The organism is Burkholderia glumae LMG 2196 = ATCC 33617, assembly GCF_000960995.1.
Lineage (GTDB): Bacteria > Pseudomonadota > Gammaproteobacteria > Burkholderiales > Burkholderiaceae > Burkholderia > Burkholderia glumae.
In genome coordinates, this window is the sequence record NZ_CP009434.1 from 557,299 (window position 1) to 572,988 (window position 15,690).

Here is a 15,690-nt window from a genome sequence, read left to right on the forward strand (position 1 = left end):
CTCAATCCTGAAGTCGGCGCGCAGCGATGCGGCGCAGCGCGCGATAGAACAGCGCGGCGATCACGATCGCCGCAAGAACGCCGCTGAACGCCAGCAGCAGCGGATGTGACGACAGCGCCCAGCGTGCGTATTCGAACGGCGGGAGCCTGCCGAGATAGTAGGTGTTGCCGTTCGAGGCGACGGTCACCGAGCGGCCGTGGATCACGTCCATCGCGCCCTGCACCTGCGGCAGCACGTCGGCGTCGAGCAGCGCCGAGGTGATGCCGGCCTCCGACTCGCCCGGCGAGCTGATCAGCGCGACCACGCTGCGCCCCGCGTGCAGCGGCGATTCGAAGCCGGCGATCAGCGCGCTGTCGCCGTTGCTCACGAGCGAGAGATCGGCGCGCGCCGGGGCGCGCTCGATGCCGTGCGGGCCGAGCCACCAGTCGGCGATGCGCGGGCCGATGTCGGACAGCGTGAAGGTGGCGGCGTCGCCGTCGCTCGAGAACGGCATCTGCTTGGCCCAGCGCTGCAGGAGCGGCTGGCGGCCGGGGCCGCCGAGCACCAGCAGATCCTTGTCGGCGAAGCGCTCGACGTCGCCGGGGCCGCCCACCGTCACGCCGGTCACCGGGTAGCCGGTCGATTCGCCCATCCGGCCCATGGTCAGCAGGAACAGGCTGTAGTCGCCGGCCGTCGGCGCGTCGGGCAGGATCGCCGCGGTCTGCGAGAGATCGGCCAGCCGGGTGAACGGGAAGCCGCTGTTGGCGAACGCGGCCAGATCGGGCAGCGCCATGTAGTGCGGGAAGTCCGACAGGTCGATGGTCGAATCGGGCTCGATGGTGCCCGCCACGTTCGGCAGCAGCGCGCCGGAGCATTCGCCGGTGTTCGGGATGTCGTAGTAGTAGGTGAGCTCCAGCTGCGAATGCGGCGTGAGCAGCAGCGGCGGAATCCGCACGAGGTGGCGCGCGCTGCCGGTGTCGCCGGCCTGCACGCCGAAGCGGCCCAGAAAGCGCGCGATGCCCGAGCGCGACGGATCGGCGGCCGGGATCGGCAGCGCCTGCACGAAGTGGCCGTTCACGCTGACGTTCAGCGACGAGCGGTCCGGCTTCGGCCGCACCGAGTAGCGATAGCGCAGGTCGAGCGGCGCGCCCGGGGTGTTCCACATGAACAGATCGGGCGGCACGCGCAGCGTGATCGAGATCGGGGCGGCGTTGTAGCCCTGCACCGACAGCGCGCGCGGGTCGGCCAGCTCGCCCAGGTGGACCGGGCGGTTGGCGGGCAGCCAGTTCGGCGCGTCGTAGGGCGCGCGCGGCTTGAGCGTGACCAGCTGGTTGATGGTGGCGAGGCTGCCGTTCAGCGTGCTCTGGCCCAGCGCGAGCGCGCTGGCGGCGGTCTTCAGCTCGTCGCCGTTGCGGCCCAGCACCAGCAGCAGCGAGCCGCGCGCATTGCCGTCGCGCGGCACCACCGCGAGGGTCGGGCCGGTCACGGCCGGCAACGTCAGGCCGGCCAGCTGCGCGCCGGCCTGCGCGAACACCACCGCGTTGCCCGTGAGCGGCAGGCTGCCCACCTGGGCCGGGAACAGCGCGCCGCGGTAGCCGGCCAGCGCGCCGAACCACGAGGTGAGCGTGCCGGCCGCCTCCAGCGTGGCCGGGTCGGGCTTCTCGGCGAACACCACCGGCAGCTCGAGCCGGCGCACGTCGCGGCGGTCGAAGAACGGCGCGGGCAGCGTGCCGAGATCGGCCTTCGCCGGCAGCGACGCGTAGGTGAGGTCCAGCGAGCTGGCATTGCTGACGGTGGCCCACAGCGTGGTGTTCGCCGGGTCCTCGCAGCGCCGCGTGTAATGGCCGATCAGCTCGATGTTCAGGTGGTTGAATTCGGTGATGAAGCGCGGATCGAGCGGCACGTCGCGCGCCACCGTGGTGCCGGCCTGCGATTGCGGCACCGGCAGCGTGGCGGCCACCTCGCCGTTGATCAGCACCTTCAGCTGCGACAAGTCGGGCAGCAGCGCCGGCGAGTAGCTGTAGATCAGGTGCAGCGTGGCGGCGGTCACCACCTCGTCGTTGCGCACCGAGAACGGCACGCCGTTCTGGCCTTCGGTGCCGCGCAGCTGCAGCGGATCGAGCGCGCCGAGATCGGCGAAGCTCAGCGTCTGGCGGCGCCCGCCCGGCAGCAGCGTGCCCGGGTTGGCGGTGGTCGGCGGGCGCATGCCGAGCAGCTTCTGCTGCTCGGGCGGCAGCGGCGCCACGGCCAGCGCGACGGCCGGCTGCGAGCCGGCCTGCGCATCGAACCGGCGCGCGGCCGACGGCGCCGGCACGGCGCCGACCGACCGCGCGCCGTCGCCCGACCGGGTCGCGGCCTGAGCGTCGCCGGCCTCGCCCGGCTGCGCGGCGCCGGCGGCCAGCGCCGCGAACGGCGTCATGGCGAACTGCAGCGCGAGGCCGCAGACGAGCGCGCGCGCCGCGCGCGGCAGGCCCGCCGCGCGCGCGGCGGCGGCCGGCCGTCCGGCGCGCGGCGTGTCCCGCTTCGTGGCCGGCCGCGCGCCCGGCATGTGGCGGCCGGTCTCGTCGCCGGCGTGGTCCGCATCGCCCTTGCCTTGGCAGGGAGTTGACAGGGTGCTTCCTTGGTTCATCTGCCGTCGCTGTCCGTGGTGCGGTCTACCGGCCCGCGCGCTTGCCCCAGGCGCGCGCGTCGGCATACAGGTGTTCGAAGAGATTGAAGATCCCGCGGGCACCGGCCGACAGCACGGTGCCGAGCGCGCGCAGCGGCGCATCGGGCTTGCGGCCCTCGGCCCAGCCGGTCCAGGCGTCGGCGCGCGCGAAGGTCGTTTTCACGAAATTGAATTCCTGGTCCTTCGTCATCTCGACGAACTGCAGGCCGGCGCGGCCCGGCGTGGAGGAGGCGACCACCGCGCGGAACGCATATTCCTCGTCGCCGCGGAACAGCGAAACGGTGATCCGCTCGTGCAGCGGCACCGAAATCTTCTGCGGCAGCGCCACGCCCACGCCGCCTTCCGAGTAGTCGATGGTCTCGCAGGCGAGGGTGCGCCCGGTGCCGAAGCGCAGCATCACGGGCATCGTCATTGCCACCCGAGGCACGGCGCGCACCTGCTTCTGCTCGGTGGCCGCGGCCACGCTCGCGCCGAGGATCAGCATGTTGTAGGCGGTCCAGCCGATATTGAGAACGAGCGTGTAGACCTCGCTCTTGACCGCCCAGTGCGTGTGGATGTGCCAGACCCCGATCACGAAGCCGAGCAGGTTCAGCACCAGCAGGATCAGGTACGGGCGCGACACCGCCCAGTCGAAGTACTTCTGCTCGATCATGCCACCCTTGGCCGTCACGTTGAACTTGCCGAGCTTCGGGTTGATCAGCGCGAGCAGCGTGGGCGGGGTGATGTACGAGGCGAGCACCGACTCGTACACCTCGGCCCAGAACGAGTGGCGGAACTGGCGCTGCATGCGCGAGTTGGTGGCGTTGGCATGCAGCATGTGCGGCAGCGCGAACAGGGCGATCGTCACCGCCGAGGCCTGGATCACCTGCGCGCCGAAGAACAGGAACGACAGCGGCGCGGTCAGGAACACCAGGCGCGGGATGCCGTAGAAGAAATGCAGCATCCCGTTCAGGTAGCAGAGGCGCTGGGCGATGGTGAGGCCGCGGCCCACCAGCGGGTTGTCGATCCGGAAGATCTGCGTCATGCCGCGCGCCCAGCGGATGCGCTGGCCGATGTGGCCCGACAGGCTCTCGGTGGCGAGGCCGGCGGCCTGCGGGATCGCCAGATAGGCGGTGGTGTAGCCGAGCCGGTGCAGCTTGAGCGAGGTGTGGGCGTCCTCGGTCACGGTCTCCACCGCGATGCCGCCGATCTCCTCCACCATCGAGCGGCGCAGCACCGCGCACGAGCCGCAGAAGAACGCCGCGTTCCAGAGATCGTTGCCGTCCTGCACCAGCCCGTAGAACAGCTCGTTCTCGTTGGGCACCTTGCGGAACGTGCCGAGGTTGCGCTCGAACGGGTCGGCCGAGAAGAAGTGATGCGGGGTCTGCAGCAGCGACAGCTGCCGGTCGCGCAGGAACCAGCCGAGCGTGAGCTGCAGGAACGAGCGGGTCGGGATGTGATCGCAATCGAACACCGCGAAGAACTCGCCATGCGTGATCTTGAGCGCCTCGTTGATGTTGCCGGCCTTGGCATAGCGGTTGTGGGCGCGGATCGTCCAGTTCACGCCCACTTCCTCGCAGAACGCCTTGAAATCGGCGCGCCGGCCGTCGTCGAGCACGTGGATGGTCAGCTTGTCGGGCGGATAGTCGAGCGCGAGCGCCGCGTAGACGGTCGGCTTCACCACCGACAGCGGCTCGTTGTAGGTGGGGATGAACACGTCCACGGTGGGCCAGTCGGCGCGCGAGGCCGGCATCGGGACCGGCTTGCGCTTGAGCGGCCAGGCGGTCTGGAAGTAGCCGAGCAGCAGGATCAGCGCGGCGTAGATCTCGGCGGCCACCAGCAGCACGCCCCAGATCATGTCGAGCGGGCGCGACCAGTAGGTGGTGTCGCTCAGGCGCCAGACCATGTAGCGGCCGGTGGTGATCACCGACAGCATGATCATCACGAGCGTGACGTAGTGCCCCTCGATGCGGCGGAACAGCAGGGCCGCCACGAAGCAGCAGGTGGCGAACGCGAGCTGCTGGAGGTTGGTGAGCGGCACGGTCCAGACGAAGAACAGCGTGACGGCGGCCAGCAGCGCGAGCGGCAGGACGATCGGCAGGCGCCCCCAGAACGGCGCGTCGACGAAACGCTGCAGGCGCGTGGCGGCCGCGGCGTCGCCCTGCTGCACCGGCCCGGCCTGGCCGTCGCGCGGCGCGCGGGCGGCCTTCATGCCGCGCTCCCGCGCGCCGCCGGCCGCCGCGCCTCGAGCGTGTCGAGCAGCCAGGCGGCGCAGGCGCGCAGATCGGCCGAGACCTGGCTGAGCGGATCGTAGTTGACGATGGTGGTGTTGCAGGCGAGCGATTCGCTCACGCCGTCGTCGTCGTGGATCACGCCGGGGAACATGTGGCTGCCGAGCATCTCGCGCAGCACGCGCAGCACGTCCTTGTTCAGCTGGCGCGACTGGTCGATCTGGTTCACCACGTAGCCCTCGCCGACGAATTCGGGGCGCGGCGCCGCATAGGCGTCGATCATCCGCTGCATCTGCGGGATCGCCGCATACGACGCGGCATCGGCCAGCACCACGTTGACCGCGAAATGCGCGGCCGACAGGGCCGCGCGCGTATAGGCCGAGGAGCCGGGCGGGGTGTCGATGATGACGATGTCGTCCTCGCCGAGGTGCAGCTCGCCAATGCCGCGCGCGAGCCAGGTGGGATCTTGGTCGAGGCGGCGCTCGAACAGGTGCTGCTCCGCCTCGACGAGCGCGCCGAACGCGAGCACCGTGACGCCGTCGCTGCCGTCCACGATCGCGCTCTGCCAGAGCGCGCCGGCCAGGGCGGCGCGCGACAGGCCGTCGACGCTGTCGAGCGGCACGCCGAAATACAGGCGCAGCGAGTTCTGCGGATCGAGATCGATGGCGACCACGTGGCGGCCCTGCGCGGCCAGCACCGAGGCGAGGTTCGCGGCGATCGTGGTCTTGCCGACGCCGCCCTTGGCCGATACGACGCTGACGACCTTCATGACCGGCCCGCCCCGCCCAGGAACCACGGACGGCGCGCGGCCGCCTTCGGGGCCGCGGCCGGCGGCATCACGGCGATCTGCGGCGAGGGCGCCGTGCCGCCGCGGCGCAGCCGCGAGAACAGCGCATCGAGGCGCTCCGCGTCGTGCGCGGGGGCGGCCGGCGCGCCGGCCAGCTTCTTCAGCGAGGGCGCGCATGACGGCGCGGCGGCCGGAGCCGCGCCGAGCGGCGCCGGGAAGATCTCCGTCGAGGCGGCGCGCGCGCGGCCCGGCGAGGCCAGGCGCGCGAACATCGCCGCCGCGTCGGCGGCGGGCGCGATCGGCTGCCCTGCCTCGGGCGCCGCCGCGGCGCCGGCCGCCGGCAGGGCGGTCACGCGCACGGGCCGCACGAGGCGCGGTGCGATCGCAGGCAGCGGCGTCGCCGCCGGCGCGGGTGCGGTGGCCAGTTCGGTGCCGGCGGCCGGTGCCGGCGTCGCCGCCAGGGCGGGCGCCGGGCCTGCCGCCGGCTCGGCGGGCGGCGGCGTGAAGCGGTAGGTCGAGCCTTCCGGGCCGGCGGGCGGCGGCGCCTTGACGATCACCGGCGGCACGTCGCGGCGCGGCGAGCGCGTGAAGAGCGGCGCGGTGCTGCGCAGCACCGCATGGGTGCGGTTGCGCGAGGCGCCCTGGCCGCGCGTGCCGGCGGCGGCGGCCGGGTGGTCCGCGTCGGCCTCGGCGGCCGGCGCCGGCGAACCCGCGGCGGACACCTCGGTCTGGCGCGGATCGATCATGCCGAGCAGCGGCCACCGCCGGCGGGCGTCGAGCGCCTCGTTTTCCATGCGGATTTCCTGGTAGCTGCTGGCATCTCCTCCGAACCGATCGAAGAGTGCTTTGACATCGCGGGAATTTTTCATACGTTTTAGAGATAGTCGCTAGGGCCGATTGCTTCCGGCCGCGTCGAATAGGGGGGCATTGCGCGTCAGGCGGTTTCGGGCGACAGGCGGAATTCGACGGCGAAGCCGTGCTGCTCGGTGCCGGCTTGTACCACGCTCAGTGACGTCGCGCCCATCGCGTCGAGCCAGACCTGGTAGCTGCCCTGCAGGAACGCCGGCATCCAGGCCAGCCCGCCGCTGCCGAACGCCGACATCGGCGCGCCGCAGTGGACGATGCGCAGATGGTCGCCTTCGTCGGACAGCTCGACGTAGCCCCAGCGCGCGGACGCCCAGTGCGCGTTCAGTGCCGCCGCCAGCTCCGTCGTGGATTCGCAGGGCGGCAGCGGCTGCTCGCCGGCGTAACGGCATCCGATGCGAAACATCAGCTGGCGCAGCTCGTCGGGGCTGAGCTGGGATTCGAACTCCCGGGCCAGCGCGAGCAGGAAGCCCCGCCATTGGGACGAGATATTCTGGTCGAGCAGGAAATCAACGGCGGTCGGCATGGAGGGCTGGCTCACTCGATCAATCTGAAGAAATCCGGGCGTCAGGGTCCGGTTCGAAAACTTGCACGCCTCAATGGCGAGCTTTTAATTATGACGTCCAATAAATCCATTAGCAAACTTCATCGGATGAATTTACCGGATTCCAGTTATTAAATCGGTAATTATTTCTCATAACGCCGTTTGTGTCGTTTCCCATGACAAGACGCTTACGATACTCGACCGATCGTTCATACGTTTTCGCGCATCTAACCAAGCCCTAATTTCTGCTGCCGAGGGTCCGACTCGCGGCGGCACCTCGCCCAGTGTCGCTTATCCTGACGCAAGCATCGAGTCAGTTTGTTACATAAGTGGAAAATCTTTAAATATCGCGCAAAACCCGCGCCGGGCGCGAGGATATCGCGGGTCGCACGCGATATTTTCCCTCCTCGGACGCCCGCGCCGGCATCCATTCGAGCGGCCGTGGCGGCCGAGCCCCTGAGCGGCCGGGGCCAATTCAAATCCATTCGAAGCCGACCCGCAGCCGATTCCAATCGAATGCGCCCCCGATATAAAGGCCGATGACGAGCGCAATCGCGCCTGCATCGGCACGACGAGGCGCAGGCGCGTCGCCTGCCGCCGGGTTCGCCTTGGCTCGTGCGCCGGTTTTATTTTTTCGCATCGACGCGCTGCGCGCTGCCGCCGACAATCCGCTCCGGTACGACATCTGCCGTGCCGCTGGCGGCGCCGGCCGGCACTGCCGGCCGGTCGCGGCGGTATCGTCACCCACAGCGTCGCGCGCCGTGCGCGACGCAGGCCGCCCCGCCGCCCCGGCAGGGCGCTCACCACCGACCAGGAGAATCACCGATGTCGTCCGCAGTCAATCTGACTCCGCTGATCGGCGTAGCGCTGATCGCCGCCGGTTTCGCGCTGCGCTTCCATCCGATGCTGATCGTCACGCTCGCGGCGATCGCCACCGGCCTGGCCGCGCACTTTTCGCCCGGGCAGCTGCTGGCCGTGATCGGCACCGGCTTCCTGAAGACGCGCACCATCCCGCTCATCATCCTGCTGCCGCTCGCGGTGATCGGCCTGCTGGAGCGGCACGGGCTGCGCGAGCGCGCGCAGGCCTGGATCGGCGGCATCCGCGCGGCCACGCCGGGCCGGCTGCTGCTGGCCTACCTGCTGGCGCGCGAGCTGACCGCCGCGCTCGGGCTGACCGGCCTGGGCGGCCATCCGCAGATGGTCCGCCCGCTGGTCGCGCCGATGGCCGAGGGCGCTGCGCAGACGCGCTTCGGCCCGCTCGGCGACGCGGTGCGCCAGCGGCTGCGCGCGTTCGCGGCCTCGGCCGACAACGTCGGGCTGTTCTTCGGCGAGGACGTGTTCGTGGCGTTCGGCGCGATCGTGCTGATGGTCACCTTCCTGCGCGAGGCCGGCATCGCCGTCGAGCCGATGCAGGTCGCGCTGTATGGCCTGCCCACCGCGCTGGCGGCGTTCCTGGTCCACGGCTTGCGGCTCTGGCGGCTCGACGGCTGGCTCGCGCGGCAGGCCGCGTCCGGGCCGGCGGCCGCGGCGCCTGGGTCCGCTTCCGGGCCCGAGGCGGGCCAGGCCCGGGGAGACCGGGCATGACGGTCTCGCTGACGCTGTTCTTCTGGCTGCTCGGGCTGCTGCTCGTGACGATCGGCGCGATCATCGCGGCCGACCGCCGGCATCCGAAGCGCTTCCTGGCCGGCGGCTTCTGGACCGTGTACGGCATCGTGTTCCTGGCCGGCGATCACCTGCCGCCCGCGCTGGTCGGCGCGCTGGTGGTGGCGATGGCGCTGGTGGCCGGGTTCGGCGGGGTGGCGGGCGCCCGGCCCGACGTGCCGGCCGAGCCGGTGCGCCGCGCCGGCGCCGCGCGCCTCGGCAACCGCCTGTTCCTGCCCGCGCTGACGATCCCGTTCGTCACCGTGGCCGGCACGCTGCTCGCGCCGCATCTGCGGTTCGGCGGCGCGGCGCTGCTCGACCCGCACAACGTCACGCTGGTGGCGTTCGGCATCGGATGCGTGAGCGCGTTCGGCTTGGCCTGCCGGATCACGCGCGACTCGGCACGGCAGGGCGTGCGCGAGGCGCGGCGGCTGGTGGACGCGCTGTCGTGGGCGGTGGTGCTGCCGCAGATGCTCGGCATGCTCGGCCTGGTGTTCGCCGACGCCGGCGTGGGCAAGGCGGTGGCGCATCTCGCCACCGCCTACGTGAGCCTCGACCTGCGCATCGTGGCGGTGGCCGTCTACTGCATCGGCATGGCGCTCTTCACGGTGATCATGGGCAACGGCTTCGCGGCGTTCCCGGTGATGACGGGCGGCATCGGCGTGCCGGTGCTGGTCGGGGTGTTCCATGCCAATCCCGCGCCGATGGTGGCGATCGGCATGTTCTCGGGCTATTGCGGCACGCTGCTCACGCCGATGGCGGCCAACTACAACATCGTGCCCGCCGCGCTGCTCGAATTATCAGACAAATACGGCGTGATCCGCGCCCAGGCGCCCACCGCGCTCGTCATGCTGGCCGTCAACATCGTCCTGTTGAATACCCTGATGTAGCGCGCCGGCATGGCCGCCGGCGGCCCCGCGCCCGACCTCGGGGCACCCCGGCGTGCGCCTGCCGCGCCCGGAAGCCGGCATCCGGGCCGAAAGCGGCGGGCTCGGCGCCGGGCCGCGCGAGCGCCGGCCGTCCGCCGGGACGCGCGCGCGAGGGCGAGCGCCTGCTGCGCCACGCCTGCTCGAAAGGCGCCGGATTGCGAGGCCGCTCGCCGCCGCGCCATGGCGTTTGCGCGATGAACTCAAAAAAAACGGATAGTGAAAGGCGATCAGGTGGATAGCGGCCGAATCGGCCCGGGTATTCAATCGAGTCCATCAAGGACCAGGCGGCAAGGCCGCCGAGCAGCCGGAGGGTACCCATCGTGAATGCAGGGAAAGTTACGTCGCAATGGCAGGAATTCGTCGAAGGATGCCTCGATTTCCGCCCGGACGAGGGCGTCTACCGCATTGCCCGAGACATGTTTACCGAGCCGCAACTGTTCGATCTGGAGATGGAGTTCATCTTCGAGAAGAACTGGATTTACGCGTGTCACGAGAGCGAGATTCCCCAGCCGCACGACTTCGTGACCATGCGGGCGGGCCGCCAGCCGCTGATCGTCTCGCGCGGCGGCAACGGCGAGCTGAACGCCATGATCAATGCCTGCCAGCATCGCGGCGCAACGCTCACGCGCATGGGCAAGGGCAACCAGTCCACCTTCACCTGTCCGTTTCATGCGTGGTGCTACAAGAGCGACGGGCGCCTCGTGAAGGTCAAGGCGCCGGGCGAGTATGGCGAGGACTTCGACAAGTCCAAGCGGGGTCTCAAGAAGGCGCGCATCGCCAGCTACAAGGGCTTCGTGTTCGTCAGCCTCGACGCGGCCGGCACCGACACGCTCGAAGACTATCTGGGCGACGCGCGCGTCTTCCTCGACATGATGGTGGCGCAGTCGCCCACCGGCGAGCTGGAAGTGCTGCCGGGCAAGTCCACCTACACCTACGAGGGAAACTGGAAGCTGCAGAACGAGAACGGCCTCGACGGCTATCACGTGAGTACCGTGCACTACAACTACGTCGCCACGGTGCAGCATCGGCAGGAGGCGAACGCGCGCAAGGGCGGCGCGACGGCCGGGACGCTCGACTACAGCAAGCTGGGCGCGGGCGATGCGGATACCGACGACGGCTGGTTCGCGTTCCGCAACGGTCACAGCGTGCTGTTCAGCGACATGCCCAACCCGAGCGTGCGCCCCGGCTATGCCTCCGTCATGCCGCGCCTCGTGGCTGCCCACGGCCAGCAGAAGGCCGAGTGGATGATGCACCGGCTGCGCAACCTGAACGTCTATCCGAGCCTGTTCTTCATGGACCAGATCAGTTCGCAGCTGCGCATCGTGCGCCCGGTCGCCTGGAACAAGACCGAAATCATCAGCCAGTGCATCGGAGTGAAAGGCGAATCGGACAGCGACCGCGAAAGCCGCATTCGCCAGTTCGAGGACTTCTTCAACGTATCGGGAATGGGCACGCCCGACGATCTCGTGGAATTCCGCGAGCAGCAGCGCGGCTTCCAGGCGCGCCTCGAACGCTGGAGCGACGTGTCGCGCGGGCATCAGAAATGGGTGGCGGGGGAGACGGCAAACACGCGCCTGCTCGGCATCGCCCCCGTGCTGTGCGGTACCGAGCTGACCCATGAGGGGCTTTACGTCAACCAGCACGGCGCCTGGCAGAAGTTTCTGATGCAGGGGCTCGCACAACGATCGAATGCCGGGAAGGAGGATTGAATCATGGCTGTCACGCATGCGCTGCAACAATCGGTCGAGCAGTTTCTGTACCGGATGGCCGAGCTTTGCGACGCCCAGAGCTGGGACGAGTACCTCGACCTGTTCGACGAGAACAGCGAATACCACGTACCGCAGTGGGACTCCGAGCACGTGTATACCACCGACCCGAAGCGCGGCATGTCGCTGATCTACTACGCGAACCGCGCGGGGCTCGAGGATCGCGTGTTCCGGTTGCGCACGGGCAAGTCGGCGGCCTCCACGCCGCTGCCGCGCACGTTGCACCAGATCACCAACGTGCGGATCGCGCAAGGCGGCCAGGACGAGCTGGAAGTGAAGGCGAACTGGGTCACGTTCTACGCCCGCCACGGCGTGGCCGAGCACTTCTTCGGACGTGTCACCTACCAGCTGCGCCCGCACGGCGAGAGCTGGAAGATCATGCGCAAGCACGTGCTGCTGCTGAACGACACGATCAACGCCGTACTCGATTTCTACCATCTCTGATCCGGAGCGACGCGTCATGAACCATAGGGTCGCTTTCAGCTTTGCCGACGGCAAGACCGTTTTCTTCGACATCCACAAGGACGAGCTGCTGCTCGACGCCGCGCTGCGCAACGGCGTGAACATTCCGCTCGACTGCCGCGAAGGCGTTTGCGGCACTTGCCAGGGGCGTTGCGAGTCGGGCCGCTATACCCAGGACTACGTCGACGAGGAAGCCCTGTCGCCGGCCGATCTCGCCGCGCGCAAGATGCTTTCATGCCAGACGCGGGTGCAGTCCGATGCGTCGTTCTACTTCGACTTCGCTTCGGGCCTGTGCAGCGCGGCTGGAACGCAATCGCTCACGGGCCGGGTCGCGGCGGTCAAGCAGGTATCCGAGACCACCGCCATCCTGCACGTGGACGCAAGCGCCCATGAGCGGCGCATCGATTTTCTGCCGGGGCAGTACGCACGGCTGAAGGTGCCGGGCACGGACGTTTGGCGTTCCTATTCGTTCGCCAACCGGCCGGACGACGGCAACCAGTTGCAGTTCCTGATTCGCCTGCTGCCCGACGGCGCGATGAGCAACTATCTGCGCGAACGTTGCGCGCCGGGTCAGACGATCGAGTTCGAGGCACCGCTCGGGACCTTCTATCTGCGCGAGGCGGAGCGGCCCCTCGTGATGGTCGCGGGCGGCACGGGTCTTTCGGCATTTCTCGGCATGCTCGACGAGCTCGCGCATCAGGGCGGCTGCGCGCGGCAGGTGCGTCTCTACTATGGCGTGACCCACGCTCGCGACCTCTGCGAGCTCGAGCGCCTGACGGCATACGCGCAGCGCATCGCCAACTTCTCGGCCGAGATCGTGGTGATGAACGCCTCGGACGGGTGGCAGGGAAAAACGGGGCTCATCCCCGAGCATTTCGACCGGGACATGCTGGCGGCGGCGCCGTTCGACATGTACGTATGCGGACCGCCGCCCATGGTGGAAGCCATCAAGACATGGCTTGCGCGAGAACGGGTGAGCGATCATCGCCTCTACTACGAGAAATTCGCCGAGAGCAACAGCGCGCAACAGGCTGCATAAGCTTGCAGGTCAGGGTGTCTTAGTATTTTTTCCGGGCACGGTGTGGTTTACCATCGAACCACGACTAACCGCCCGGTGACACCCCCATGCATACGTCCGCCGTCAATGAGGCCCGCGGTATCGACGCGCTGCGTCACGACCTCGAAGGCGCGCGGGACTGGATGGCGTCGATTTGCGGCCCGCACGCGCTGCGGGCCCGGAGCCCGGACAAGCTGCAGTTCCATCATTCGGGCACGGTGATGCGGTCGATGGCGAGCACCTTGGGGTACGTCGAGTACGGCACCGACGTCACCGTCTCGGTGGACAAGGCGGCGCCGCTCAACTGCTACAGCGTGAGCTTGCCGCTCAGCGGCTACCAGGAGCTGTCCGCCCAGGGACGGCGGTGGCTGTCGGACCAGGACCACGGCATCGTGCTGTCGCCGCACGAGCGGCAGGATCTGGCGATCACGGGCAATTGCCGCAAGATCATCGTGGCCATTCCGGGCCAGGCGCTGCGCCAGGTGCTCGAAGGGCTGCTGCAACGGCCGCTGCAGGCGCCTTTGACCTTCGAACCCCGGATGAGTGCCGCCGAGGGGGACCAGGCCGCCTGGTGGCGCATGGTCAGATTCCTGCTGGCCGAGCTGGAGCGGGCCGCGCCGCTGCTGGAGCACCAGCAGATGGCGGAGAACCTCGAGCAGGCCCTGATCAAGGGGCTGCTGCTCTGTCAGCCGCACAACTACTCGCCGGCGCTCGCCGGCCTGGTGCAGCCGGCCTGCCCGCACTATCTGTTGCGCGCTAGGCAGTTTATCCACGACAACGCCCGCGAGGATATCGCGCTCGAGGACATCGAGCAGGCGGCCGGCGTGTCGCGCTACAAGCTGTTCGAGGGCTTCCGGCATCACTTCGGTCAGGCGCCCATGGCCTATCTGAAGGGGCACCGGCTCGAAGCGGTGCGGCGGGAGATGCTCGGCGACCGCTCGGAACGCAATGTTTCGGCGATCGCGATGAACTGGGGCTTCTCGCATCTTGGCCGCTTTTCCAGCGACTACAAGCAGCGCTTCGGCGAAACCCCGTCGCAAACCCTCAAGCGCGCGACGCGGCGAGCCGCGTGAGCGGCCGCCGCCCGCCGTTCGCCGTCACCGCCGTTTGCCGTTCGCCATTTCCCTACGCCTGATTTCACGTTCGAGCCCGGCCGCTCCGGGGGCGCCGCAAGACAACCGCGCCCGGGACGGCTCACGCCGCGCGTGCCGCAGCCGTGCGGCCGGCAGCCGCCGTGGACGGCGGGCGGCCGTGCGCCGGCCGAATAACGGGAGCGGATCGACGCGGCGGCGGTGACGGGCGCGGGCGGCGCCCGGCGGCCGATTCCGCTGACACTGGCGCTGGCACTGACACTGGCGCTGACACTGGCGCTGGCGCTGGCGCTGGCGCTGGCGCTGGCGCTGGCGCTGGCGGCCCGCCGCCCGGGCCCCGGTGACGAAAACAGGAAAAAACTGCCGCCCGCGCGCCTCAGGGACGACACTGATTCAAGCTTGCCGGCGTGCCTGCCGATATCCCTTTCATCAGGTAAGCGAACGACCCGCTTCGTCGTCGAGACGTTGCTGCGGGCGCGGGACCTGGCCATCGCGCGCGGACCAGGGGGCCGGCGTGAATCGGACTGCCTGGCCAACACGGGCCGCCAAGTTTCTTTCGAGAATGCATATGACCACAAAGACGATGCAACGAAGCGTTGACGAACGAACCACGCTGACCAGCAACAACCGTTTGGAACTGCTCCTGTTTCGTCTGGGGCAGCCGCGGCCGGGCACCGCGCGCGCGCTGTACGGCATCAACGTGTTCAAGATCCGCGAGATCGTGTCCATGCCCGAAGTCACCCCGATCGCGGGCTCGCCGGCCCATTTCGTGGGCGCGGTGGACATTCGCGGCCAGATCATTCCGGTGATCGACCTCGCCTCGCTGATCGGCTCGACTTCCGACAAGGTGCCGGCGATCCTGCTGGTCACCGAGTTCTCGCGCGGCACGCAGGCGTTCGCCGTCGAGGAAGTCGAGGACATCATCAGGCTCGAATGGAAGGAAGTGCTGAGCGCGGAAACCAGCGGCACCGCCGGCTACGTCACCGGCATCGCGCGGATCGACGCCGGCGAGGGCAAGACCCAGCTCGCCCAACTGCTCGACGTCGAGCAGGTGATGCGCGACGTGTTCCCCGAGCAGCACGAGGACGTCAAGCGCGAGGACGTGGGCGACGCGGTGCGCACGGCGGGCGGCTGCATCCTCGCCGCCGACGATTCCGGCTTCGCGCGCGCGCTGATCGACCAGGCGCTCACGGCGCTGGAGGCGCCGCACGTGATCGCCTCGAACGGCGAAATGGCCTGGAACATGCTGCTGAAGCTGGCCGAGGAAGCCGACGAGGCGAACGTGCCGGTGCGCGACAAGGTCTCGCTCGTCATCACCGACCTGGAAATGCCCGAGATGGACGGCTTCATGCTCACGCGCAAGATCAAGGCCGACGAGCGCCTGCGTCACATTCCCGTGATCATCCATTCGTCGCTGACCGGCAACGCCAACGAGGCCCACGCGCGCAATGCCGGCGCCAACGGCTACATCACGAAGTTCGCGCCGGCCGAGCTGTCGGCGGCGATCCGCAAGGCGCTGGCAGCCTGAGGGCGGCCGCGCCTGCCGCGCGCCGCGCTTTGCGCGCGGCGCCGGCGGGCAGCCGGGTTCCCGGCTGAACCGCAAGGGCTTGGGTGGCCCGCCTGCCTGCCGCGCCCCGTTTCTCCCACCGCTCCTGTCCAGACGCCGCCCGGGCCGGTTCCCGCCGCCGCGCG

The 15,690-nt window shown here is 69.3% G+C and carries 14 protein-coding genes; 8 read left to right on the forward strand and 6 right to left on the reverse strand.

The window, feature by feature from the left end; all coding sequences use genetic code 11:
• Nucleotide 1: 1 nt before the first annotated feature.
• From bcsB to KS03_RS30910, 6 genes are all read right to left on the reverse strand, one after another.
• The gene (gene bcsB, locus KS03_RS03720; RefSeq protein ID WP_045678725.1) at nt 2–2,527 is read right to left on the reverse strand and encodes a cellulose biosynthesis cyclic di-GMP-binding regulatory protein BcsB; all 2,526 of its coding nucleotides are present in this window, start codon (nt 2,525–2,527) and stop codon (nt 2–4) included.
• A gap of 106 nt (nt 2,528–2,633) precedes the next feature.
• A complete protein-coding gene (gene bcsA / locus KS03_RS03725; RefSeq protein WP_015878113.1) occupies nt 2,634–4,838 on the reverse strand; it encodes a UDP-forming cellulose synthase catalytic subunit in 2,205 nt (734 codons plus the stop codon).
• Nucleotides 4,835–5,626, reverse strand: a complete 792-nt coding sequence (gene bcsQ / locus KS03_RS03730; protein ID WP_015878112.1) for a cellulose biosynthesis protein BcsQ — start codon at nt 5,624–5,626, stop codon at nt 4,835–4,837. Before bcsQ ends, bcsA begins: the two co-directional genes overlap by 4 nt.
• The gene (gene bcsP, locus KS03_RS03735) at nt 5,623–6,513 is read right to left on the reverse strand and encodes a cellulose biosynthesis protein BcsP (RefSeq protein WP_015878111.1); all 891 of its coding nucleotides are present in this window, start codon (nt 6,511–6,513) and stop codon (nt 5,623–5,625) included. Before bcsP ends, bcsQ begins: the two co-directional genes overlap by 4 nt.
• Nucleotides 6,514–6,578: 65 nt before the next feature.
• Complete coding sequence (gene bcsD / locus KS03_RS03740; RefSeq protein ID WP_015878110.1) at nt 6,579–7,034, reverse strand: cellulose biosynthesis protein BcsD; 456 nt, start codon at nt 7,032–7,034, stop codon at nt 6,579–6,581.
• 493 nt (nt 7,035–7,527) lie between these two features.
• A complete protein-coding gene (locus KS03_RS30910) occupies nt 7,528–7,875 on the reverse strand; it encodes a hypothetical protein (RefSeq protein WP_127913880.1) in 348 nt (115 codons plus the stop codon).
• Between the two features lie 2 nt (nt 7,876–7,877).
• On the opposite strand from KS03_RS30910, the gene KS03_RS03745 reads away from it, so the two are divergent.
• The 8 genes from KS03_RS03745 to KS03_RS03775 all read left to right on the forward strand — a co-directional run bounded on the left by KS03_RS03745 (nt 7,878) and on the right by KS03_RS03775 (nt 15,526).
• Nucleotides 7,878–8,636, forward strand: a complete 759-nt coding sequence (locus KS03_RS03745; RefSeq protein WP_015878109.1) for a DUF969 domain-containing protein — start codon at nt 7,878–7,880, stop codon at nt 8,634–8,636.
• Nucleotides 8,633–9,583 carry a DUF979 domain-containing protein gene (locus KS03_RS03750; RefSeq protein ID WP_015878108.1) on the forward strand — a complete coding sequence of 317 codons (951 nt, stop codon included), beginning with the start codon at nt 8,633–8,635 and terminating at the stop codon, nt 9,581–9,583. The genes KS03_RS03745 and KS03_RS03750 overlap by 4 nt, the downstream gene beginning before the upstream one ends.
• Before the next feature lie 359 nt (nt 9,584–9,942).
• Nucleotides 9,943–11,331, forward strand: a complete 1,389-nt coding sequence (antA, locus tag KS03_RS03755) for an anthranilate 1,2-dioxygenase large subunit (RefSeq protein WP_015878107.1) — start codon at nt 9,943–9,945, stop codon at nt 11,329–11,331.
• A gap of 3 nt (nt 11,332–11,334) precedes the next feature.
• Nucleotides 11,335–11,832 (forward strand): anthranilate 1,2-dioxygenase small subunit, encoded by a 498-nt coding sequence (antB, locus tag KS03_RS03760; protein ID WP_015878106.1) that lies wholly within the window; start codon nt 11,335–11,337, stop codon nt 11,830–11,832.
• Between the two features lie 16 nt (nt 11,833–11,848).
• Entirely contained in the window at nt 11,849–12,889 is a 1,041-nt protein-coding gene (gene antC / locus KS03_RS03765; RefSeq protein WP_015878105.1) for an anthranilate 1,2-dioxygenase electron transfer component AntC, read from the forward strand.
• Between the two features lie 86 nt (nt 12,890–12,975).
• A complete protein-coding gene (locus KS03_RS03770) occupies nt 12,976–13,980 on the forward strand; it encodes an AraC family transcriptional regulator (RefSeq protein WP_015878104.1) in 1,005 nt (334 codons plus the stop codon).
• A 219-nt stretch (nt 13,981–14,199) separates the two neighbouring features.
• Entirely contained in the window at nt 14,200–14,598 is a 399-nt protein-coding gene (locus KS03_RS31975; protein WP_102952620.1) for a hypothetical protein, read from the forward strand.
• Complete coding sequence (locus tag KS03_RS03775) at nt 14,561–15,526, forward strand: chemotaxis protein (RefSeq protein WP_015878103.1); 966 nt, start codon at nt 14,561–14,563, stop codon at nt 15,524–15,526. The genes KS03_RS31975 and KS03_RS03775 overlap by 38 nt, the downstream gene beginning before the upstream one ends.
• Nucleotides 15,527–15,690: the final 164 nt, after the last annotated feature.

Excerpts from the sequence above, each read along its gene's own strand:
- KS03_RS03745 (WP_015878109.1), top strand. The coding sequence starts at position 7,878 with ATGTCGTCCGCAGTCAATCTGACTCCGCTGATCGGCGTAGCGCTGATC.
- KS03_RS03775 (WP_015878103.1), top strand. The coding sequence starts at position 14,561 with ATGCATATGACCACAAAGACGATGCAACGAAGCGTTGACGAACGAACC.
- antC (WP_015878105.1), top strand. The coding sequence starts at position 11,849 with ATGAACCATAGGGTCGCTTTCAGCTTTGCCGACGGCAAGACCGTTTTC.
- bcsB (WP_045678725.1), bottom strand. The coding sequence starts at position 2,527 with ATGCCGGGCGCGCGGCCGGCCACGAAGCGGGACACGCCGCGCGCCGGA.
- bcsD (WP_015878110.1), bottom strand. The coding sequence starts at position 7,034 with ATGCCGACCGCCGTTGATTTCCTGCTCGACCAGAATATCTCGTCCCAA.
- KS03_RS03770 (WP_015878104.1), top strand. The coding sequence starts at position 12,976 with ATGCATACGTCCGCCGTCAATGAGGCCCGCGGTATCGACGCGCTGCGT.
- KS03_RS03750 (WP_015878108.1), top strand. The coding sequence starts at position 8,633 with ATGACGGTCTCGCTGACGCTGTTCTTCTGGCTGCTCGGGCTGCTGCTC.
- bcsA (WP_015878113.1), bottom strand. The coding sequence starts at position 4,838 with ATGAAGGCCGCCCGCGCGCCGCGCGACGGCCAGGCCGGGCCGGTGCAG.
- antB (WP_015878106.1), top strand. The coding sequence starts at position 11,335 with ATGGCTGTCACGCATGCGCTGCAACAATCGGTCGAGCAGTTTCTGTAC.
- bcsQ (WP_015878112.1), bottom strand. The coding sequence starts at position 5,626 with ATGAAGGTCGTCAGCGTCGTATCGGCCAAGGGCGGCGTCGGCAAGACC.
- bcsP (WP_015878111.1), bottom strand. The coding sequence starts at position 6,513 with ATGAAAAATTCCCGCGATGTCAAAGCACTCTTCGATCGGTTCGGAGGA.